We start from the raw sequence: 20,560 nt of genomic DNA, 5'->3' as shown, positions 1-20,560 counted from the left end.
GGATCACCCGACCATCGCCTGATCAGGATGCGCCGAGGACGCCGCTCCTGCCCTCCCCGGCCCCCTGGAGTGTCCCCGCATGGCCACCGACGACTTCCGCGCCGCCGCCCGCGCCACCGCCGAGCTGGTCTCCGACTACCTCGCCGAACTGCCCGGCCGCCCGGTCTGGCAGCCCATGGACGAGACCGCCCGCCGCGCCCTGCTCGACGCCCCGCTGCCCGCCGACGGCCGCCCGCTCGCCGAGCTGATCGACGCCATGGGCCGGGACGTCCTCCCGTACCCCATGGGCAACGGCAACCCGCGCTTCTTCGGCTGGGTCAACGCCGCCCCCGCCCCGGCCGGCGTCCTCGCCACCCTCGCCGCCTCCGCCATGAACCCCAGCTCGGCCGGCGGCGACCACGCCGACGTCCACCTGGAACGCGCGGTCGTGCGCTGGATCGCCGAGCTGGCCGGCTTCCCGCATCCGGCCGGCGGCGGGCTGCTCACCTCCGGCACCTCGATGGCGACCATCGTCTGCCTCACCGCCGCCCGCAACCGCGCCGCCCGCCTGGCCGGCCGGAACGTCCGCGAGGAGGGCCTGGCCGGCCTGCCCCCGCTGGTCGGCTACGTCACCGGCGAGACCCACTCCTGCGTCCGCAAGGCCGCCGAGCTCCTCGGCCTCGGCAGCCGGCACCTGCGCACCGTCGCGACCGGCCCCGACGGCCGCCTGGACACCGTCGACCTGCGGGCGGCCGTCGAACGCGACCGCGCGGCCGGCCTGCTGCCCTTCCTGGTCGTCGCCTCGGCCGGCACCGTCGGCACCGGCGCGGTCGACGCCTTCGACCCGATCGCCGACCTCTGCGCGGAGCAGCGCCTCTGGCTGCACGTGGACGGCGCGTACGGCGCCTTCGGCCGGCTCGACCCCGCCATCGCCCACCGCTACGCCGGCCTGGAGCGCGCCGACTCGCTCGCCCTCGACCCGCACAAGTGGCTCGGCGTCCCGGTCGACTGCGGCTGCGCCCTGGTCCGTGACACCGAGGAGCTGCGCGACACCTTCAGCCTCGTCCCCTCCTACCTGCGGGACGAGTCGGCCGGCGCGCTCGGCTGGTTCTCCGAGTACGGCACCGAGCAGACCCGCCCGTTCCGCGCCCTCAAGGTCTGGGCCACCATCGCCCACCGGGGCCGCACCGGCCTCGCCGAGGACATCGCCCGGTGCACCGCGCTGGCCCGCCGGCTCGGCGAACTCGTGGAGACGGACGAGGAGTTGGAGCTGCTCGCCGAGGTCCAGACGTCCATCGTGGCGTTCCGTCACCGCGCCCCCGGCCTGGACGCCGCCACCCGCGACGCCCTCAACCGCGACCTCCCGGCGGCCGTCCAGCGGCGCGGCCGGGTCTTCGTCACCGGCGCCCGCCTCGGCGGCGACGAGATGCTCCGCGCCTGCCTCCTCAACGCCGCCACGACCGAGGACGACCTCCGCCTGCTCCTCACCGAGGTGAAGGCCGCGGCCCGCGATCTCCGCCCGTAACAGCCCCGAGCGGACCGTAACCGTCAGGTCACGGCCGGTTCGTGGTCGGGAAACACCGGTGGGGCACGGTGGAGGCCATGGAGCACTCGAAGCCTTCCCTCCCCCGCGCCCACCGCTGGCGCCGCGACACCGTCGAGCTCGCCGCCGTCTTCCTCTCCGTCACCGCCGCCGACCTCATCGCCAAGCTCGTCGTGGAGGGCCCGGACGGCCCCGTCGTCCTGGTCAGCTCCGCGCTCGCCCTGATCGCCACCGCGCTGTTCCACACCTGGTGGTCCCCGCACGCCCCGCCGCCGACGACGCTCTGGCGGGTCCGCACCACGCCGCTGTCGCACACCCCGGCGGCCCTCGCCGACCACCGGATCACCCTGCTCTCGCTCCACCCCGAGGAGCTCTTCCTCCGCACCCCCCGCTCCGTCACCCCGGCCGACCTCGCCGCCGTCCTCGCCACCACCGGCCACACCGTCGAAGCCCCCCCGACCCGGATCGCCTGACGGCTCAGCCCTTCGCCTCGACCTCGACCGCCGCGCGGACCTCCAGCGTGCGGGCGGCCAGGTCCGCCGGCCCCAGGCTCCCGGTCCGGTCGACCACGATCCCGACGGTGCTGCCGTCGGCCCAGGCGCAGGTGGTCTCGGAGGCGGTCGGGCGGACGAGTTCCGCGCAGTCGAGCAGGCCGCCGAGCGGGCCGGACGGGAAGTTCAGCCGCGTCGACAGGGTCGCGCCGAAGCCGCTCCCGCCGGTCTGCTCGCGCCACGCCAGCCGGTCGAAGTAGATGTCCAGTTCCCGCAAGGGGTCGGAATAGGTCCCGGTCAGCCCGACCACGGTCAGGGTGATCGTGCTCGTCCCGGCGGTGCCGTAGCCGGCCACCGTCAGCTCCCGGTACGGCCGCAAGGCCGTCATCCGGCTCTGGTAGTCGGCGTGCGTCGCCCGGAGGTCCCCGTCCTCGGGCATCCGCACCTGGTGGCCGAGCTCGTCCCCCAGCACGATCCGGTGCCGGGTCGGGGCGCCCGCCCCGGTCACGGCCGCCACGGTCAGCGCCGTCGCCAGGCCGACGACGACCACACCCGCGGCCGCGAGCTTCAGGGGCACCCTGCGGTACCAGGGCAGCGGTGCCACCGGCACCAGGGTGTTCGCCCAGATCGCCCGCAGGCCGCCGGCCTCCTCGGGCTCGGCGACGGCCGTGTCCTCGTTCGTCATGGCGCCGGATACTACGTCAGCGCACGGACCCTCCCCGACGGGGGTGTCCGTGCGCTGACGGGTCGTGCGCCGCTCAGCCCTGGTCGGCGGGCTTCACCACGCAGACGGCGTTGCCGAGCATCGAGCCGAAGCCGCCGAGCAGGGCGCTGGTGACGGACTTGCAGGCGGCGGCCTCCTCCGGGGTCTTGGGGCCGTTGCTGCCGGAGTCGGAGGTGACGGTGGAGGAGGCGATCGCGGCGGCGGGCTGGGCGAGGGCGAGCGGGGCGACGAGGAGCAGCGCGCAACACGCGGCGGCCCGTACGGACTTCTGCACCGGCTTCTTCACGGACATGGGGAACCCCTTCGGATCGGGACGGAATCGGCGGAAAGCCGAGCCATCCCTATCCGAAGGGGCTCCCCCGCTCACGGATCCTGGGCCATCCGTGAGCGTGTCCGCGTCAGCGCCCCCGGGAGGCCTCCTCGTCGTCCGTCCGCTCCAGCGCCCGGATCGCGGCGACGAGTTCGGCCACGCCGTGCTCCTTCAGCACCCCGTAGTGGTCGCCGGCCAGGTCGACCACGGTGGGCGGGGCGGCGGAGTAGCCGGTGCTGCCCTCGATGAAGGAGTAGTCGTCGCCGGCGGCCTTGAAGAGGGTCACCGGGGCGTCCAGCCGCCGCTCGGCGAGCTCGCGGAAGCTGTACTCGAACTCGTAGGTCTCGCCGACGATTCCGGTGATCCGGCGGATCAGCTCCTCGTCCAGCTCCGGCAGGGTCCGGCGCACCGAGGCGACGAAGGTGGACTCGTCCGCCGTCTCGGCCAGGCAGCGCTCCAGCTCGGGGCCGCTGATCCGGCCGGTGAACACCCCGAACAGGATGGTCACGTACGCGGGGTTGGCGTACGAGGCCTCGCGGCCCCACTGCCGTCCCTCGTCCTGGCGCACCTCCGGGTTGCCGGGGCAGATCAGCAGCAGGTTCTCCACCCGCTGGCCGGCCCGCTCCAGCTGCCAGGCGGCCTCGAAGGCGACCCGGGCGCCGAAGGAGAAGCCCCACAGCGTGTACGGGCCCTCGGGCTGCACCCGGCGCAGTTCGGCGACGTCGGCGGCGGCCGTCTCCCGGATGGTCGGGTACGGCGTCTCTCCCTCGTTGATGCCGTGTGCCTGGACGCCGTAGAAGGCGCGGCCGGCGCTCGCCTCCCGGCCGAGCAGGCGCAGGTTCATCGGGTAGCCGCCCAGCCCGGGCCAGCAGAACACCGGCCGGCCGGAGTCGCCCGGGTGCAGCGGGATCAGCCGCGAGCCGGGGGCCTCGGCCCCGCCGCCCCTGCCCTCCGCGGCGCGGGCCCGCCCGATCCGCGCGGCCAGGTCACGGAGGATCGGGCACTCGAAGAGCACCTGCAGCGGCAGAGCAATGCCGAACTCGCGGTTGATCCGGTGGACGAGGGCGACGGCGATCAGCGAGTTGCCGCCGACGGCGAAGAACTCGTCCGCCACCGAGACGTCCTCGTACGTCAGCGCCTGCCCCCAGGCCTCGGCCAGCCACCGCTCGTCCTCGGTGCCCGGCGCGACGTACTCGCTGCGGACCTCGGCCGTGCGGACGGCGTCGGAGGCGGCGAGGGCCTTGAGGTCGACCTTGCCGTTCGCGGTGAGCGGCAGGGCGTCCACCACCAGCACCCGGTTGGGCAGCATGTAGTCGGGCAGCAGGTTGGCCAGTTCGTCCTTGATGATCTCGGCCGGTCCCTTCATGTGGACGGTGTCCTCGTGCATGCCCTCGCTGCGGATCTGCTCCTCGCTGACCTTGCCGCCGACGAAGAAGTACGACGCGCCGCCGGCGATGCCGCGGTCGGCGAGGACCTGGTCGATCCGGCGCGCGGCGGGCAGCGGGTGCCCGGACCTGGAGCTGTAGCCGGAGGACATGAAGCCCAGGCCGAGGCCGTTGCGCTGCAGGTGGTGCAGCTTGGTGCCGAGCACGATGTACTCCAGCCACTCCTCCTCGGCGCGACTGACGGCGGTGACGCCGAACGAGGCCCTGGCGTAGACGGACTGGTTGATGGCGATCACGTGCCGGGACTCCACCACCTCGTCCGAGACCGGCACCAGCGCGCCGTCGGCGTAGCGGTAGAGGCCGCCCGGCAGGCCGTCCACCCGGCCCTCGTGGGCCTGCAGGTACAGCTCGGTGCGCTCGGCGCGCGCCGTGCCGCCGCCCCGGCCGACCGTGAAGCTGCCCAGGTAGTGGTCCTCCTCGGCGACGTCCAGCCGCTCCTTGACCGCGGGGTCGAGGCCGAGCGGGCGCACGTCCAGCCCGTACTCGGGCAGCACCTCCTCGAGGACGCCCAGCATGTGGCCGGTCTCGAACTCCAGCACCTCGCGGATGTTGTTCTTGTAGACCGGCTCGACGGCGCCGTGCTTGCCGGAGAAGTGCAGCGTCAGGTACGCCGCCTCGCGGGGCTCGGCGGGCCCGATCCGGATCAGGCCGTGCTCGACCGGGTGGTAGTAGTACAGCCCGGCCGCGAGTCCGTCCAGGCCGCCGGTCTCCAGGTACAGCTGGGTGGCGTACAGGGCGCCCGGCGAGGCGTAGGCGTACTTGGGCAGCAGCCGTTCCTCACTGTGGAACTGGCCGAACCAGCGCAGCACGCGCCCGAGTTCGGGGAAGCTCAGCAGTTCCAGGTCCCGGCCGAAGGTGCCGGCCGGCTTCGGGGCGAGCAGCGCGGTGAGGTCCTCGCGGGTGACCTGCCCGCCGTCGTAGAAGCGGTAGGTCTTGCGGGCGAAGGTCTCCCGGCGCTGGGCCGCGCTCTCGCGGCGCCCGGGCAGCTCGACCCGTTCGCGGCCGGCCAGCTGGAGCGGGTCCCGGACGCCCGGGTCGGAGAGCTGCGCCTTGACCTGCAGCTTGCTGGCCTTGGACTGGTGGTGGCCGCCGTGGTTGCCCTGGTCCATCAGGGCGGCCTCGCGCGGGTTGAGCTCGACGCAGGCGACCAGGTTCTGGTGGCCGGTGCGCTCGTCGCCGGTGACGATCGCGGCCGAGCGGCGCACCCAGGTGTGCTCCTCGATCGCGCGGGCTATCTCGTCCAGCTCGACCCGGTAGCCGCGCAGCTTGACCTGGTTGTCGACCCGGCCGGCGAACTGGAGGGTGCCGTCCGTGTTCCACTGCGCGAGGTCGCCGGTGCGGTACAGCCGCTCGCCGGGCGTGAACGGGGAGGGGACGAACCGCTCCTCGGTCAGCTCCGGCCGGTGCAGGTAGCCGCGGGCGAGCTGCACGCCGCCGATGTACAGCTCGCCGACGCCGCCGGCGTCCACCGGCACCAGCCGCTCGTCCAGGACGTAGCACTGGGTGTCGTCGACCGGCCGGCCGATCGGCACCGAGCCGGCGCCGTCGCCCAGCTCGGCCGGGTCGACCACGTGCGCGGTGGCGTTGATGGTGCACTCGGTCGGGCCGTACAGGTTGACCAGCGCCGCCCCGGGCAGCGCCTCGCCCAGCTGGCGGGCGAGCCGCACGGACAGCGCCTCGCCGCCGGAGAACAGCCGGGCCAGGCTGGTGCAGTCGGTGAAGCCCTCGGTGTCCAGCAGCGCCCGGAGCAGGGTGGGCACGCACTGCAGCGCGGTCACGCCGTGCCGCCGTACGGTGGCCACCAGCGCCTCCGGGTCCCGGTAGAGGCCGGGCGCGCCGGCCACCACCCGGGCGCCGACGGCCGGGGCGAGGATCTCCCACTGGGCGGCGTCGAAGCTCATCGGGGTCTTCTGCAGCACGGTGACACCGGCGTCGAGGTGCCCGGCGTCGAGCATCCAGCGCAGCTGGGAGACGACCGCGCGGTGCTCGATCATCACGCCCTTGGGGCGGCCGGTGGAGCCGGAGGTGTAGATGACGTAGGCCAGCGACTCCGGCCGGGCGTGCTCCTCCGTAGCGGCGTCCTCGGTGGTGTCGCCCGCCGGGACCTCCTCGAAGGTGACGATCGTCGTCCCGGCCGGGGCCAGCGCGGCCAGCCGCCCGCGCAGGTGCTCCTGGGTGAGCACGATCCGGGTGCCGCTGTCCTCGATCATGTAGCGGAGCCGGTCCTCGGGGTACTCGGGCGACAGCGGCAGGTAGCCGGCCCCGGCGTACAGGACGCCCCAGGCCCCGGCGACCAGCTCCACCGACGGCTCGACGTACAGCCCGACGCAGGTGTCGGCGCCGGCACCCAGCCGGCGCAGCTCGGCGGCCAGCCTGCGGGCGGTCCCGGCCAGCTCGGGGAAGGTGAGGCCGCAGCCCTCGCCGACGACGGCCGGGGCGTCCGGCCGGGTGTGCACCTGCCGGTCGAGCAGCGCGGTGAGCGAGGTACCGACCGGCGCCCGGCGGGCGTGCGGGACGGCGGCGGTGGCGGTGGCGGCGGAGACGGACGGGGTGTTGCGCATGGGAACGGCCTTCGGTGCTCGGGGGATCGGGATCCCGGGCGTCCTGCTCACCAGGAGCGCCGGGTACGGGATCCACCGTCGGCCGCCCGTTGTCCCGCCCGCCTGAGGCAGCGGTCTGGACCTGTGCCACGTCCGTCCCGGACCGGGGGCCCAGCCGTCCCGGGCGCCGACCCGGCTGTCCCGGGCGCGGACTCGGCCGGTCCCGGGCGGGGCCGGGCGGTCGCCGACCCGGGGTCGGACCGGAGTGGCCCCAGGGCATTCGGCCGTTCACGATCACGTAACCGACCGGAAGCGAAGCGTAGGTAGCGTCGGCCTCATGACGGCATCACGCACCCGCACCGAACGGCTCTGGCACCGACCCTTCCGCAGGTCGGACCGCAGGTGCGCGGCGCCGGAGGGGCAGGCCACCCGGCTGCCCGCGCTCACCGACGGCCCGTTCCGGGTCGCCCGCCCGCACCCGCACCCGCACGCCCGGCACGGCGGTCCCCGTACGGCGGCCGAGGCGGTGTCCCGGCTGTCCCTGCCGGACGGGACCGCGCTGCTGCTGCGCCCCGCCGGCCCGGCCGACAAGGCGGCGGCGCTGGCGATGCACGGCCGCTGCTCCCCCGCCGCGCTGCGGCTGCGCTACCACGGCCCGGTCCGCGACGCCGACCGCTACCTCGACCACCTGCTGGACCCCCGGCACGGCCACAGCCTGGCGGTGGCCGCCCCCGACGGGCGGGTCCTCGCCCTCGGGCACCTGATGTGGGACGACGGGGAGGCGGAGCTGGCCGTCCTGGTCGAGGACGCCTGGCAGCGGCGCGGGCTGGGCGTGGCGCTGCTGCGGCGGCTGGCGGAGGCGGCCCGGGCGGCCGGGATCGAGACGGTGTACGCCGTGACCCACGCCGCCAACACCGGTCTGATCACCGCGATGCGCCGGCTGGCCGCGCCGCTGGACTTCCGGTCCGAGGACGGGACCCTGGTCATCACCGCCACCCTGGACGCCGGGGAGACGGCCGCCCGCTCCCACCATCCGGGCCGCTGATCATTTCTTCACGAGATCCTTACCGGCGCCTCCCGGGAACCCCCGGGCGGCCCCGGAGCGTCGTCAAGCAGAGCAGGGTCCCTCCGTACACCGCCCTCCTTGACGGGGCGTCAGCAGTCCGTACCGGCGCGTCGCAGCAGGCGGCGCGGGGTCCGGTTCGTCCGGCCGGGCGACGGAGTCGGTAGGCTGACCCCCGTCCCCGCCGCCCGACGGCCCGTTATCCGGTCCCGGGTGGTGCCGCAGCAAGGAGGAACCACTGAGCATGGCAGGCACCGAATCGGAGCCCACAGGCGCACGCGACGCCTCGCTGCCGGCCCGCGCCAAGATCGCGGTCACGGCCGGCCGGGTCGCCGCCGCCGTGTCCCGCAAGGCCGGACGCGGGAGTGGCTCGGTGATCGGCGGCAAGGTCGCCCTCAAGCTCGACCCCGACCTGCTCGCCACCCTCGCCGACCACCTCGACGTCGTCCTGGTCAGCGCGACCAACGGCAAGACCACCACCACCCGGCTGATCGCCGAGGCGCTGCGCGCCGCCGGCCCGGTGGTCTCCAACGCCCTCGGCGCCAACATGCCGGCCGGCATCACCTCGGCCCTGGCGGGCGGCTCCGAGGCCCGCTTCGGCGTGATCGAGGTCGACGAGAAGTACCTCGCGACGGTCGCCCGCGACACCCGCCCCAAGGCGATCGCCCTGCTCAACCTCTCCCGCGACCAGCTCGACCGCGCCGCCGAGACCCGGATGATGGCCGAGAAGTGGCGCGAGGGCCTCCAGGACACCGAGGCCGTGGTCATCGCCAACGCCGACGACCCGCTGGTGACCTGGGCCGCCTCCTCCTGCAAGAAGGTGGTCTGGGTGGCCGCCGGACAGGCCTGGAAGGAGGACGCCTGGTCCTGCCCCGCCTGCGGCGGTGTGATGCAGCGCCCCGGCGACGACTGGTTCTGCCAGGAGTGCGGCTTCCGTCGCCCCAACCCGCACTGGGCACTCCAGGGCACCCACGTGATCGACCCGCAGCGCGGCGCCTGGCCGATCCAGCTGCAGCTGCCCGGCCGGGCCAACCTGGCCAACGCCACCAGCTCGGCCGCCGTCGCCGCCGTGTTCGGCGTCTCCCCGCAGGTCGCCCTGGAGCGGATGCGCTCGGTGACCGCCGTGGCCGGCCGCTACGACGTGGTCCAGTACCAGGGCCGCGACATCCGGCTGCTGCTCGCCAAGAACCCGGCCGGCTGGCTGGAGACCTTCTCGCTGATCGACGGCCCGCCCGCCCCGGTCATCCTCTCCGTCAACGCCCTCGACGCCGACGGCACCGACACCTCCTGGCTGTGGGACGTCGACTACGAGCGCCTCGCCGGGCACCCGGTCTTCGTGATGGGCCAGCGCAAGCTGGACCTGGCCGTCCGCCTGGAGGTCGCCGGGCTGCAGTTCCACGTGGTGGACACCCTGGAGCAGGCCGTCCGGATGGCGCCGCCCGGCCGGATCGAGGCCATCGCCAACTACACCGCCTTCCAGCAGCTGCGGAAGGTCGTGGCCGGCTGATGCCGCGCCCGCACACCAGTCTTTTCGTGACGGAAGGCCTTCGAGGATGAGTGAGAGCAGCCTGCGCGTGGTCTGGGTCTACCCGGACCTGCTCAGCACCTACGGCGACCGCGGCAACGCCCTGGTCGTGGAGCGCCGGGCCCGCCAGCGCCATCTCAACGTGACCCGGATCGACGTCCGCTCCGACCAGGCGATCCCCACCAGCGGGGACATCTACCTGATCGGCGGCGGCGAGGACCGCCCGCAGCGGCTGGCCGCCGAGCGGCTGCGCGCCGACAGCGGCCTGGTGCGGGCCTCCGAGAACGGCGCGATCATCTTCGGCGTCTGCGCGGGCTTCCAGATCATGGGCCACGAGTTCATCAACGACCTCGGCGAGCGGGAGCCGGGCCTGGGCCTGCTCGACGTCTGGACCCAGCGCGGCGAGGGCGCCCGCTGCGTCGGCGACGTGCTCGCCGACGTCGACCCCCGGCTCGGCCTGCCGCAGCTGACCGGCTTCGAGAACCACCAGGGCGTCACCCACCTCGGCCAGGGCGTCCAGCCCTTCGCCAACGTCTCCGTCGGCCGGGGCAACGGCACCGGTGACGGCACCGAGGGCGCCTGGCGGGACACCGTCTTCGGCACCTACTTGCACGGTCCGGTGCTGGCGCGCAACCCCGCCGTGGCCGACATGCTGATCAAGCTGGCGCTGGACGTCAACGCCCTGCCGCCGGCCGACACCACCTGGTACGACGCGCTGCGCGCCGAGCGCATCGCGGCCGCGACGCGCCCCGCGTAGTCCGCCGGTTCGCCCCGGCCAGTACCCCGGCCCGCCCGGCCGGGTGCCCGCGATGCGGTCACCCGGCCCGCGGGCGGCCCCGGACGTACGACAATGGGGCTGCCTACTGCACACCCTCCTCGGCAGCAGGCCGCAATTCCGCGCGGGGGCGCCGACGGCGCCGCTCCCGCGTCGGCTCCTGCCCGGCCGGACCAGGGGTCGTATGCTCGACTTCACGGTCGTTTTTCGGACGTTCTGTCCGGATCGACCGGTCCTTCACCCCACGGCCACCTCCCCGCCACCGCGGCGTGGGGGCACCCCGTTACGGTGTCGGCTCGTCGTCCCAGCCTGTGGTCCGGCCGTTCCTCGGTTCTGCTCGGGAGTTGCAAAGCTAATGCGTATCGGAGTGCTGACCAGCGGCGGTGACTGCCCCGGCCTGAACGCGGTGATCCGTTCCGTGGTCCACCGGGGGGTGGTCGACCACGGCGACGAGATCATCGGGTTCGAGGACGGCTGGCGCGGATTCCTGGAGGGCCACCACCGCCCCCTGACCCTGGACTCGGTGAGCGGCATCCTCGCCCAGGGCGGCACCATCCTCGGTTCCTCCCGGGTCCAGCCGAGCCACCTGCGGGACGGCGTCGAGCGGGCCAAGAAGTACTGCTCGGACCTCGGCCTGGACGCGGTCATCCCGATCGGCGGCGAAGGCACCCTGAAGGCCGCCAAGCTGATGAGCGACGCGGGCCTGCCGATCGTCGGCGTGCCGAAGACCATCGACAACGACATCGCCGCCACCGACGTGACCTTCGGCTTCGACACCGCCGTCTCGGTCGCCACCGAGGCACTGGACCGGCTGAAGACCACCGCCGAGTCCCACCAGCGGGTCATGGTCGTCGAGGTCATGGGCCGGCACACCGGCTGGATCGCGCTCAACGCGGGCATGGCGGCCGGCGCGCACGCCATCGTCGTCCCGGAACGCCCGTTCCACATCGACCAGCTCACCGCCGTCGTCCGCGAACGCTTCGACCGCCAGAAGAAGTTCGCCATCGTGGTCTGCGCCGAGGGCGCCAAGCCCGAGCCCGGCACCATGCACTGGGAGGAGGGCACCAAGGACATCTACGGCCACGAGCGCTTCACCGGCATCGCCACCCAGCTCTCCCGCGAACTGGAGCACCGCCTCGGCAAGGAGGCCCGCCCGGTCATCCTCGGCCACACCCAGCGCGGCGGCACCCCGACCGCCTACGACCGGGTGCTCGCCACCCGCTTCGGCTGGCACGCCGTCGAGGCCGTCCACAAGGGCGCCTTCGGGCACATCACCGCGCTGCAGGGCACCAACATCAACCTGGTGCCGCTGGCGGAGGCGGTCGCCGAGCTGAAGACCGTCCCGCAGGAGCGCTACCTCGAGGCCGAGACCGTCCTCTGACCTCCCGCACTGCTGCGGAGCCCCCGGGTCGTTCGCGACGCGGGGGCTCCCGTGCGTCCGGCGGGCGTTCCGACGGCGGTCCGGGTTAGCGTGGGACGGCCGGAGGAAGGAGCGCCGATGGAGATCCTCGCGTACGGGGTGCAGGCCGACGAACGGCCCCTGCTGGAACGGGCCTTGGCGGGCCGGCACGGGCTGCGCTGCCTGGACGTGTTCCTCAACCGGGACACCGCCCCGCTCGCCGCCGGCTACCCGGTCGTCAGCAGCAGCGTCAACGCCGTCCTGGACGCCGAAACGCTCACCGTGCTGGCCGCCGGCGGCACCGGGCTGATCGCCCAACGCTCCACCGGCTTCAACAACATCGACCTGGACGCCGCCGCCGGACTCGGCCTCACCGTCGCCCGGGTCTCCCACTACAGCCCGTACTCCGTCGCCGAACACGCCTGGGCGCTCGCCCTGGCCGTCAACCGCCGCCTCACCCGCGCCGCCAACCGCACCCGCGAGTTCGACTTCCGGCTCGACGGCCTGCTCGGCCGGGACGTCCACGGGATGACGGTCGGCGTGATCGGCACCGGCAAGATCGGCGAGTGCTTCACCCGGATCGCGGCCGGCTTCGGCACCGAACTCCTCGGCTGGGACATCGCCGAGAACCCGGCCTGCCGCGACCTCGGCATGACCTACACCGAACTGCCCGAACTCCTCGCCCGCGCCGACCTGGTGAGCCTGCACGTCCCGCTGCTGCCCGCCACCCACCACCTGATCGACGCGGCCGCGCTGGCCCGGATGAAGGACGACGCCATCCTGGTCAACTCCAGCCGCGGCGGCCTCGTCGACAGCGCCGCCCTGGTCGAAACCCTGCGCGCCGGGCGGCTGTCCGGCGTCGGCCTGGACGTGTACGAGGAGGAGACCGGCGTCTTCTTCACCGACCGCTCCGCCGAGGGCATCACCGACGACGTCCTCGCCCGCCTCGTCACCTTCCCCCAGGTCCTGGTCACCAGCCACCAGGCCTACTTCACCCACACCGCCGTCAGCCAGATCATCGACGCCACCGCCCACAACATCGACGACTTCGCCGCCGGACGCACCAACGAGAACACCCTCGTCCCCAGACGCTAGCCGCTGCGGCCGAGCGCCGTGCGGTACCAGTCGGCGGCCTCCGGGAGGCGGGCGAGCGGGCCGGGGCCGGGCGGGCAGGCGGCGAGGCGCCAGACCTCCTCGCTGCGGTACCAGTGGTCGCGGACGATCAGGCCGAACTGGCGCGCGGAGACCCGGCCGGGCGCGGCCGCGAGCAGCCGGAGGCACTCCTCCCAGTCCACGGCAGGGCCGGCCGCCGGGGCGGGCAGCAGGTCCAGCGCGGCCAGGGCGGCCAGCAGGTCCCCGGCGCGGACCGGCTCGGGGTGGGAGGCGTGGTGGACGCCGGCCGGGACGGCGTGCTCGTCGAGGGCGAGCGCGGTGACCAGCCGGGCCAGGTCGGTGCGGTCCACGATCGAGAGCCGGGCCGCGCCGCCCGCCCAGCGGACCGGCACCCGGCGGACCAGCTCGGCCAGGGCGGGCACCACCCAGCGGTCGCCCGGCCCGGTCACCAGCCCGGGGCGCAGCACGTACGCGCCGGCGTCCAGGGCGTGGCGCTCGCCGAGCAGCCGGGTGCGGCTGGCCTCGGACAGCGGGGCCGGGGGCACCTCGTCCACCGTGATGCCCGCGTGCGGGCCCTCGCCGTACACCGCGGTGGTGGAGAGGTGGACGATCCGGCCGACTCCGGCGCGGGTGGCGGCCGCCATCAGCGCGGCAGTGCCGCGGACGTTCGCCGCCTCGCACTCCTCGGCGCAGCCGTCGACCCGGGCGGCCAGGTGGACCAGCACGTCGGCGCCCTCGCAGAGCTCGCCGAGCCCGGCCCCGGCGGCGAGGTCGCCCGGCACCCAGTCGGTGCCGGGGGCGGTGGACCCCGGCACCCGGCGGGACAGCGCGCGCACCCGGACGCCGCGCCCGGCGAGGGCCGCCAGGACGCCTGAGCCGATGAAGCCGGTCGCCCCGGTCAGCGCGACCACCGTGCGCGTCATCACCGGTCCCCGTTCCGCCGCCGTGCGCGGTTCCGTCGCCATGCCTGGGCCTCCCTGCCGACCGGTCGGTCAGTCTAGCCACCGGCCCGCGTGGCGGGGAGACGCCCGTACGGAGGGGGTGGGGGCACGGCCCGAGGTAAGGCCCGCCTAGGCTGTATGCCAAGCAAAACGGGCGAACCGGACCCCCACCGGGGACCACCAGGACGGAAAGCAGGACCCGCCGATGGGCGACGGAATGTCAGGCATGCACCACCACGGCGGGATGACCCGGCTAGGTCCGTTCAGCTTCTCCAACCTGTGGACGTGGTCGCCGGACTGGGTGTTCCTGCTCGCGGGCCTGGTCGTCCTGGGGCTCTACGGGGCGGGCGTGGTGCGCCTGTACCGGCGCGGCGACCGCTGGCCGGTCGGCCGGATGGTCGGCTGGACGGCCGGCGTGGTGAGCATGCTGCTGGTGACCTGCACCGGGCTGAACGACTACGGCATGGTGCTGTTCAGCGCGCACATGATCCAGCACATGGTGCTGTCCATGCTGACGCCGATCCTGCTGCTGCTGGGCGCCCCGATCACGCTGGCCCTGCGCGCCCTGCGCCCGGCCGGCAAGGGCCGCCCGCGCGGGCCGCGTGAGCTGCTGGTGGCGCTGCTGCACAGCCGGTACGTCAAGGTGGTCTCGCACCCGGCGTTCACCATCCCGCTGTTCATCGCGAGCCTCTACGGGGTCTACTTCACCCCGCTGTTCGACTTCCTGATGCAGTACCGCGCCGGACACATCTTCATGATGGTGCACTTCCTGTTCGCCGGTCTGGCCTTCTTCTGGCCGATCATGGGCGTGGACCCGGGCCCGCACCGCCCGGGCCACGTGATGCGGATCATCGAGCTGTTCATGGGGATGCCGTTCCACGCCTTCTTCGGCGTGGCGGTGATGATGGCCGCCCACCCGCTGGTCACCACCTTCACCGCGGAGGGCGCGCCGCCCGGGACGAACCTGCTGGAGGACCAGAAGCTGGCCGGCGGCATCACCTGGGCGTTCGGCGAGATCCCGACCGCGATCGTGCTGATCGCGCTGGTGTACCAGTGGATGGGCTCGGAGCAGCGGCACGCCCGGCGCCGTGACCGCGCCGAGGAACGTTCCGGCGACGCCGAGCTGGAGGCGTACAACGCCTACCTGGCCTCGCTGCACAAGCGTGACCGGCGCCCGGGCGCGGGCCAGGGCGGCGCGGCCGCTCCGGTGGCGCCCGTGGCCCCCGCGGCCGAGGCCGGCTGAGCCGGAACCCCCGTTCCCGAGAACCCCCGTTCCGCCCGCGGAACGGGGGTTCCGCCGTTCCCGGGCCCACCCCGCACCGCCCCGCCCCGCGACGCCCCGGCCTGCCCGCGTCGGAGCCGCCCTGGAACGGTGGTTCCGCCGTACGCGTTCGAACGGATATGCACGCCCTGCTGATCGTCGCCGTCCTGCTCTGCGGATGCGTCCTGCTCTGGCTGCTCGGCTTCCTCGGCTTCGCGCTGCTGCACCGGCACCGCCGGCCCGCGCCGGTCGGCTCCGACTACCTGGTGGTCCTGGGCGCGGCCCTGGAGGGCTGCGAGCCCGGGCCCACCCTGGCGGCCCGGCTGGACGCCGCGCTGGAGCGGTTCGCCGCCGAGGAGGCCGCCGGGTACGCCCCGCTGGTCCTGGTCACCGGCGGCAAGGGCCCGCACGAGCGGTGCACCGAGGCCGCGGCGATGGCCCGCTACCTGACCGCCCGGGGTGTCCCGGCCGAGCGGATCCGGCGTGAGGAGCGGGCCGTGAACACCACCGAGAACCTCCGCTTCAGCGCCGGACTGATGGCCGCCGAGCGCCCCGGCTACCACTGCACGGTGGTCACCAGCGGCTTCCACACCGTCCGCTCCGCGCTCGCCGCCCGCCGGGCCGGCGCCACCGCCGAGGTGCTCGGCGCGGACGGCCCGCTGGCGCACGGCCCGTACCTGCTGCTGCGCGAGGCCGTGGGCACCGCGCTGGCCCTGCTCGGCCGGATCTGACCCTGGAGCGCGTTCCCCGCCGGAACGCGGGGAGGCCCCCGGGTCCGTTCTCACGGACCCGGGGGCCTCCCGGTGCTGCGGTTCGGCCGGGTCCGGCCGGGTCCGGCCGGGCTCGGCCGGACCGGGGTCAGCCGAGGTTGGCGAGCGCCTCGTTGAAGGTCTTCGACGGACGCATCACGGCCGCGGCCTTGGCCGGGTCGGGCTGGTAGTAGCCGCCGAGGTCGACCGCCGAGCCCTGGACGGCGATCAGCTCGTCCACGATGGCCTGCTCCTGCTCGGTCAGCGTCTTGGCGAGGCCCTCGAAGGCCTGGGCCAGCTCGGCGTCGTCGGTCTGCTTGGCCAGCTCCTGGGCCCAGTAGGTGGCCAGGTAGAAGTGGCTGCCGCGGTTGTCGATGCCACCGAGGCGGCGGCTCGGCGACTTGTCCTCGTTGAGGAAGGTGCCGGTGGCGCGGTCCAGGGTGTCGGCCAGCACCTGGGCGCGGGCGTTGCCGGTGGTGGTGGCCAGGTGCTCGAAGCTGGCGGCCAGCGCGAAGAACTCGCCCAGGCTGTCCCAGCGCAGGTAGTTCTCCTTGACGAGCTGCTGGACGTGCTTCGGGGCGGAGCCGCCGGCGCCGGTCTCGAACAGGCCGCCGCCCGCCATCAGCGGGACGACCGACAGCATCTTGGCGCTGGTGCCCAGCTCCAGGATCGGGAACAGGTCGGTCAGGTAGTCACGCAGCACGTTGCCGGTCACCGAGATGGTGTTCTCGCCGCGGCGGATGCGCTCCAGCGAGAAGGTGGTGGCCTCGACCGGGGACTTGATCTCGATCTGCAGGCCCTCGGTGTCGTGCTCCGGGAGGTACCGCTTGACCTTCTCGATCAGCACCGCGTCGTGGGCGCGGGTCTCGTCCAGCCAGAACACCGCCGGGTCGCCGGTGGCGCGGGCGCGGGTGACGGCCAGCTTGACCCAGTCCTGGATCGGCAGGTCCTTGGTCTGGCAGGCGCGGAAGATGTCGCCCGGCTGGACGGCCTGCTCCAGCACCACGTTGCCCTCGGCGTCGACCAGGCGGACGGTGCCGGCGGCCTCGATCTCGAAGGTCTTGTCGTGGGAGCCGTACTCCTCGGCCTTCTGGGCCATCAGGCCGACGTTCGGCACCGAGCCGATGGTGGCCGGGTCGAGGGCGCCGTTGGCGCGGCAGTCGTCGATGACGGCCTGGTACACGCCGGAGTAGCTGCTGTCCGGCAGCACGGCGAGGGTGTCGGCCTCCTGGCCGTCCGGGCCCCACATGTGGCCGGAGGTGCGGATCATGGCCGGCATCGAGGCGTCGACGATGACGTCGCTCGGCACGTGCAGGTTGGTGATGCCCTTGTCGGAGTCGACCATGGCCAGGGCCGGGCCCTCGGCCAGCTCGGCCTCGAAGGAGGCCTTGACCTCGGCGCCGTTCGGCAGCGCGTCCAGGCCGGCCAGGATGCCGCCGAGGCCGTTGTTCGGGTTCAGACCGGCGGCGGCCAGGGCGGCGCCGTGGGCGGCGAAGGTCTTCGGGAAGAAGGCGCGCACGACGTGGCCGAAGACGATCGGGTCGGAGACCTTCATCATGGTGGCCTTGAGGTGCACCGAGAACAGGACGCCCTCGGCCTTGGCGCGGGCCACCTGGGCGGCCAGGAAGGTGTTCAGGGCGGCGGCGCGCATCACGGAGGCGTCGACGACCTCGCCGGCCAGCACCGGGACCTTCTCGCGCAGCACGGTGGTGGTGCCGTCGGCGCCGAGCAGCTCGATGCGCAGGGCGCCGTCGGCCTCGATCACGGTGGACTTCTCGGTGGACCGGAAGTCGTTCTCGCCCATGGTGGCGACGTTGGTCTTGGACTCCGCCGTCCAGGCGCCCATACGGTGCGGGTGGGTCTTGGCGTAGTTCTTGACCGACTGCGGGGCGCGGCGGTCCGAGTTGCCCTCGCGCAGGACCGGGTTGACGGCGCTGCCCTTGATCTTGTCGTACCGGGCGCGGACGTCCTTGTCCTCGTCGGTCTGCGGGTCGTCCGGGTAGTCCGGCAGGGCGTAGCCCTGGGCCTGCAGCTCGGCGACGGCGGCCTTCAGCTGCGGCACGGAGGCCGAAACGTTCGGCAGCTTGATGATGTTGGCGCTCGGGGTCTTGGCCAGCTCACCCAGCTCGGCGAGGGCGTCGCCGATCCGCTGCGTCTCGGTCAGACGCTCCGGGAAGCTCGCGATGATCCGCCCGGCCAGGGAGATGTCGCGGGTCTCCACCCGTACACCCGCGGTCGAGGCGTACGCCTGGACGACCGGCAGGAACGAGTAGGTCGCCAGGGCCGGAGCCTCGTCGGTGTGCGTATAGATGATGGTCGAGTCAGTCATCGGTACTCCGCTTCACGTCTCCAACGTCTTGACGTCAAGATATCTCGTCACGGGCCCCTCGCTCCACCTCCCCCCGTCCCGGGGCGCGCGCCGGTCCTCGCCGGGGTGCTCCGGCGGCCGTCCCGGGGTACGGAATCCACGGTCGTCCGGGCCGGGACGCGGGGCAACCGGAGCGCTCCGGGGCACCGGTGTGGTCCACCCGGGTGAGCCGGACGTCAGGAGTGCGTCAACGCACCACCCCGTTCGGTCAACGCCGCGTCAGGACCGGGGACGCCGGGCGCGAGCGGTCCTAGCGTCGGAGGAGCAGTTCCGGCAGGCACCACCACTCCACTCGGGAGCATCCGCATGGCCCGCGACGTCTGGCACGTACCGGTCACCACCACCGGCACCGGCAGCACCACCGCACTCCGCCTCTTCCGCCTGCGCGACGGCCGCCGCTGCGCGGTCGGATTCTCCAGCCCCCAAGCCCTCGCCGCCCTCCTCGGGCCGGACCAGGCCCGCACCGAGCTCGGCGAACCCGCCCTGCGCGAGCTCATCGCCCCGCTCGGGGTGGACACCCTGGTCCTGGACCCGCGGCTGGTCGCCCCTCCCGTGACCACCCCCGCCGTACCGCCCGCCCCGGCCCCGACCGCACAGCTCCAGCACCGGTGACGGCCCCGCTCCGGCTCCTCCCGGGCGGCGGCGCCCCGGAGGCGGACCCCCGGCCGGCCCGGTCCCTGCACGCGATCGCCCGGGTCAGCCACGGTCCGGTCCCGCTGGACTTCGACCGCCTGGCGGCCGAGTTCCCCGCCGTCCGGAGCGGCCTCGCCCTCGCCGGCGAGGCCGATCTGGAGCTCCGCCTCGTCTGCACCGGCCCGGAGGAGTTGCGGACGATCGCCGCCGCGCTCCACCGCGCGGGCGCCGCGAGGGTCCACATCGACCTGGTCCTGCGCGCCCTCACCCCGTCCCCGTCGGCCCCGCCCCCGGTGACCCTGCGGCCGGTGCCGTGAACCGGGCCCCGGCCCGGGCGGGGTCATTCCTGCCCGGGCCGGGGGTTCGGGTTGATCGCCTGGCCGTCGATCGGCTGCCCCCAGGGGTCGTCGCCGAGCGCGTCGACGCAGTAGCCGCTGCCCTCCACGTGCCCGCCGGCGCCCCGGCAGGTGTCGGAGGTGACGTCCCGGAGCCCGGTCGCCGCCGTCGGCACGGCGGCGGCGACCGCGGCACCGGCGGCGGTGGAGAGGAGGACGACGGACGCGGTCGTGGCGGCCACCCGGGCCAGGCGTGAGCGGTTCATGCGGACCACCCCAGCACGGCCGCCCGCCCCCTGCGACCACAGGGCGCCCGCCCGGGTGGCCATGCGGGAGCCGTGCCGGGGAGCCGGGTCACGCCGGTCCCGGCGCGCCCGACCCCCGCCCGGTCACGCCCGACTCCCGCCCGGTCACGCCCGGCTGGCGCCCGTCACGCCCGGGTCAGCACCGCGATCGCCGCCAGCAGCAGCGCCGAACCGGCCGCCAGGCCCGCCGTGACCGGCTCACCGAGGAAGAGCACCCCGATCGCCGCCGCGGTGGCCGGCTCCAGCAGCACCAACACCGCCGCCGTGGTGCCCGGCACGGCGGCCAGGCCGGTGAAGTACCAGCGGTAGGCGAGCAGGGTGGGCACCGTGCCCAGGAACAGCAGCGCGCCGCCCGTCACCGCCGGCTCCCCCGCCGTCGGCAGGACGCCCTGGACGGCCGCGAGCGGGAGCAGGCAGAGCAGTCCGGTGGTGAAGGCGCCGGTGTCGGCCCGGGCCGAACCGCCGCCCCGGGCCCACAGGGTGAGGCCGCTCTGCCCGGCGCCCGCGAGGACGGCCAGGGCGACGCCCAGCGCCGGGCGCGGGCCGGCCGCCGGGGCGGCGACCAGCAGGGCGAGCCCGGCCAGCGCGAGGGTGACGGCGGCGAGCGCTCGGCGGGTGAGGCGCTCACCGAGCAGCAGGTGGGCGCCGAGGCTGGTGAGCACCGGCCCGGCGCCGATGGTGATCAGCGTGCCCAGCCCCAGGCCCGCGTAGCGCACGGAGCCGAAGTAGGCGCACTGGCTGATCGTCAGACCGAGCCCGGTCAGCACGGGTGCGCCCCACCGGGCCGTGCCCCGCCGTACGGCCCGGGGTCCGCGCGCGGGCAGCAGGGCCAGGCAGAGCGCGGCGACGCCGAAGCGCCAGCAGGAGACGGCCACCGGGCCGAGGCCGCTGGTGCGCATCAGCAGCGCGGCCACGGCGCCGCCCGCACCCCAGGCGACGGCGGCGGCGGAAATGGACAGGAGGCCGTGCCGGAAGGGCACGGCGGTGTGGGAGGTCATGCGTCGGTACTCCACGATGGTTCGCCGGTTCGGGTCCGCGGGGTGCGCGGGCGGCGGTCATCG

At 74.3% G+C, this 20,560-nt stretch carries 18 protein-coding genes; 11 read left to right on the top strand and 7 right to left on the bottom strand.

What is annotated here, in order from left to right; translation table 11 throughout:
- The first annotated feature begins 79 nt into the window (after positions 1 to 79).
- Together IE332_RS18680 and IE332_RS18675 are read left to right on the top strand one after the other, a co-directional pair.
- Positions 80 to 1,504, top strand: coding sequence for a pyridoxal phosphate-dependent decarboxylase family protein (locus tag IE332_RS18680; RefSeq protein ID WP_189917623.1), 1,425 nt, complete (start codon positions 80 to 82; stop codon positions 1,502 to 1,504).
- Positions 1,505 to 1,581: 77 nt separating this feature from the next.
- Positions 1,582 to 1,995, top strand: coding sequence for a hypothetical protein (locus IE332_RS18675; protein ID WP_189917621.1), 414 nt, complete (start codon positions 1,582 to 1,584; stop codon positions 1,993 to 1,995).
- Positions 1,996 to 1,999: 4 nt separating this feature from the next.
- Here IE332_RS18675 and IE332_RS18670 read toward each other — a convergent pair whose 3' ends face one another.
- The 3 genes from IE332_RS18670 to IE332_RS18660 form a co-directional block, all read right to left on the bottom strand.
- Positions 2,000 to 2,698 carry a hypothetical protein gene (locus tag IE332_RS18670; protein WP_189917619.1) on the bottom strand — a complete coding sequence of 233 codons (699 nt, stop codon included), beginning with the start codon at positions 2,696 to 2,698 and terminating at the stop codon, positions 2,000 to 2,002.
- Between the two features lie 73 nt (positions 2,699 to 2,771).
- Positions 2,772 to 3,029: a hypothetical protein gene (locus IE332_RS18665; protein ID WP_189917617.1), complete on the bottom strand. Its 258-nt coding sequence runs from the start codon at positions 3,027 to 3,029 to the stop codon at positions 2,772 to 2,774.
- A gap of 106 nt (positions 3,030 to 3,135) precedes the next feature.
- A complete protein-coding gene (locus IE332_RS18660) occupies positions 3,136 to 7,053 on the bottom strand; it encodes a non-ribosomal peptide synthetase family protein (RefSeq protein ID WP_189917615.1) in 3,918 nt (1,305 codons plus the stop codon).
- Between the two features lie 316 nt (positions 7,054 to 7,369).
- Between IE332_RS18660 and IE332_RS18655 the strand changes: the two genes are divergently transcribed.
- The 5 genes from IE332_RS18655 (at position 7,370) to IE332_RS18635 (ending at position 12,889) form a co-directional block, all read left to right on the top strand.
- Positions 7,370 to 8,077 carry a GNAT family N-acetyltransferase gene (locus tag IE332_RS18655; protein ID WP_308437580.1) on the top strand — a complete coding sequence of 236 codons (708 nt, stop codon included), beginning with the start codon at positions 7,370 to 7,372 and terminating at the stop codon, positions 8,075 to 8,077.
- 262 nt (positions 8,078 to 8,339) lie between these two features.
- Positions 8,340 to 9,602, top strand: a complete 1,263-nt coding sequence (locus IE332_RS18650) for a MurT ligase domain-containing protein (protein ID WP_189917613.1) — start codon at positions 8,340 to 8,342, stop codon at positions 9,600 to 9,602.
- A gap of 46 nt (positions 9,603 to 9,648) precedes the next feature.
- On the top strand, positions 9,649 to 10,377 hold the full coding sequence (locus IE332_RS18645; protein ID WP_189917611.1) for a type 1 glutamine amidotransferase: 729 nt from the start codon (positions 9,649 to 9,651) through the stop codon (positions 10,375 to 10,377).
- A gap of 373 nt (positions 10,378 to 10,750) precedes the next feature.
- Positions 10,751 to 11,776 carry a 6-phosphofructokinase gene (locus IE332_RS18640; RefSeq protein WP_189917609.1) on the top strand — a complete coding sequence of 342 codons (1,026 nt, stop codon included), beginning with the start codon at positions 10,751 to 10,753 and terminating at the stop codon, positions 11,774 to 11,776.
- Between the two features lie 117 nt (positions 11,777 to 11,893).
- Positions 11,894 to 12,889, top strand: coding sequence for a 2-hydroxyacid dehydrogenase (locus IE332_RS18635; RefSeq protein WP_189917607.1), 996 nt, complete (start codon positions 11,894 to 11,896; stop codon positions 12,887 to 12,889).
- Here IE332_RS18635 and IE332_RS18630 read toward each other — a convergent pair.
- The gene (locus IE332_RS18630) at positions 12,886 to 13,872 is read right to left on the bottom strand and encodes an NAD-dependent epimerase/dehydratase family protein (RefSeq protein ID WP_229928704.1); all 987 of its coding nucleotides are present in this window, start codon (positions 13,870 to 13,872) and stop codon (positions 12,886 to 12,888) included. The two genes, IE332_RS18635 and IE332_RS18630, sit on opposite strands and share 4 nt — an antisense overlap.
- 202 nt (positions 13,873 to 14,074) lie before the next feature.
- On the opposite strand from IE332_RS18630, the gene IE332_RS18625 reads away from it, so the two are divergent.
- Entirely contained in the window at positions 14,075 to 15,091 is a 1,017-nt protein-coding gene (locus tag IE332_RS18625) for a cytochrome c oxidase assembly protein (RefSeq protein WP_189917923.1), read from the top strand.
- A gap of 158 nt (positions 15,092 to 15,249) precedes the next feature.
- Positions 15,250 to 15,840, top strand: a complete 591-nt coding sequence (locus tag IE332_RS18620; protein ID WP_189917605.1) for a YdcF family protein — start codon at positions 15,250 to 15,252, stop codon at positions 15,838 to 15,840.
- Positions 15,841 to 15,967: 127 nt separating this feature from the next.
- Here IE332_RS18620 and IE332_RS18615 read toward each other — a convergent pair whose 3' ends face one another.
- A complete protein-coding gene (locus IE332_RS18615) occupies positions 15,968 to 18,187 on the bottom strand; it encodes an NADP-dependent isocitrate dehydrogenase (RefSeq protein WP_189917603.1) in 2,220 nt (739 codons plus the stop codon).
- 345 nt (positions 18,188 to 18,532) lie between these two features.
- Between IE332_RS18615 and IE332_RS18610 the strand changes: the two genes are divergently transcribed.
- Both IE332_RS18610 and IE332_RS18605 read left to right on the top strand, forming a co-directional pair.
- A complete protein-coding gene (locus IE332_RS18610; RefSeq protein ID WP_189917601.1) occupies positions 18,533 to 18,838 on the top strand; it encodes an SAV_915 family protein in 306 nt (101 codons plus the stop codon).
- Positions 18,835 to 19,176 (top strand): hypothetical protein, encoded by a 342-nt coding sequence (locus IE332_RS18605; protein WP_189917599.1) that lies wholly within the window; start codon positions 18,835 to 18,837, stop codon positions 19,174 to 19,176. The genes IE332_RS18610 and IE332_RS18605 overlap by 4 nt, the downstream gene beginning before the upstream one ends.
- Positions 19,177 to 19,199: 23 nt before the next feature.
- On the opposite strand, the gene IE332_RS18600 is transcribed toward IE332_RS18605, so the two are convergent.
- Positions 19,200 to 19,460, bottom strand: a complete 261-nt coding sequence (locus IE332_RS18600) for a hypothetical protein (RefSeq protein WP_189917597.1) — start codon at positions 19,458 to 19,460, stop codon at positions 19,200 to 19,202.
- Positions 19,461 to 19,624: 164 nt separating this feature from the next.
- Entirely contained in the window at positions 19,625 to 20,497 is an 873-nt protein-coding gene (locus IE332_RS18595) for a DMT family transporter (protein WP_189917595.1), read from the bottom strand.
- Between the last annotated feature and the right edge of the window lie 63 nt (positions 20,498 to 20,560).

The organism is Kitasatospora xanthocidica (genome assembly GCF_014656195.1).
GTDB lineage: Bacteria > Actinomycetota > Actinomycetes > Streptomycetales > Streptomycetaceae > Kitasatospora > Kitasatospora xanthocidica.
Note: the sequence above shows the minus strand (reverse complement) of the source record. Positions and strands in the feature narration are given on the sequence as shown.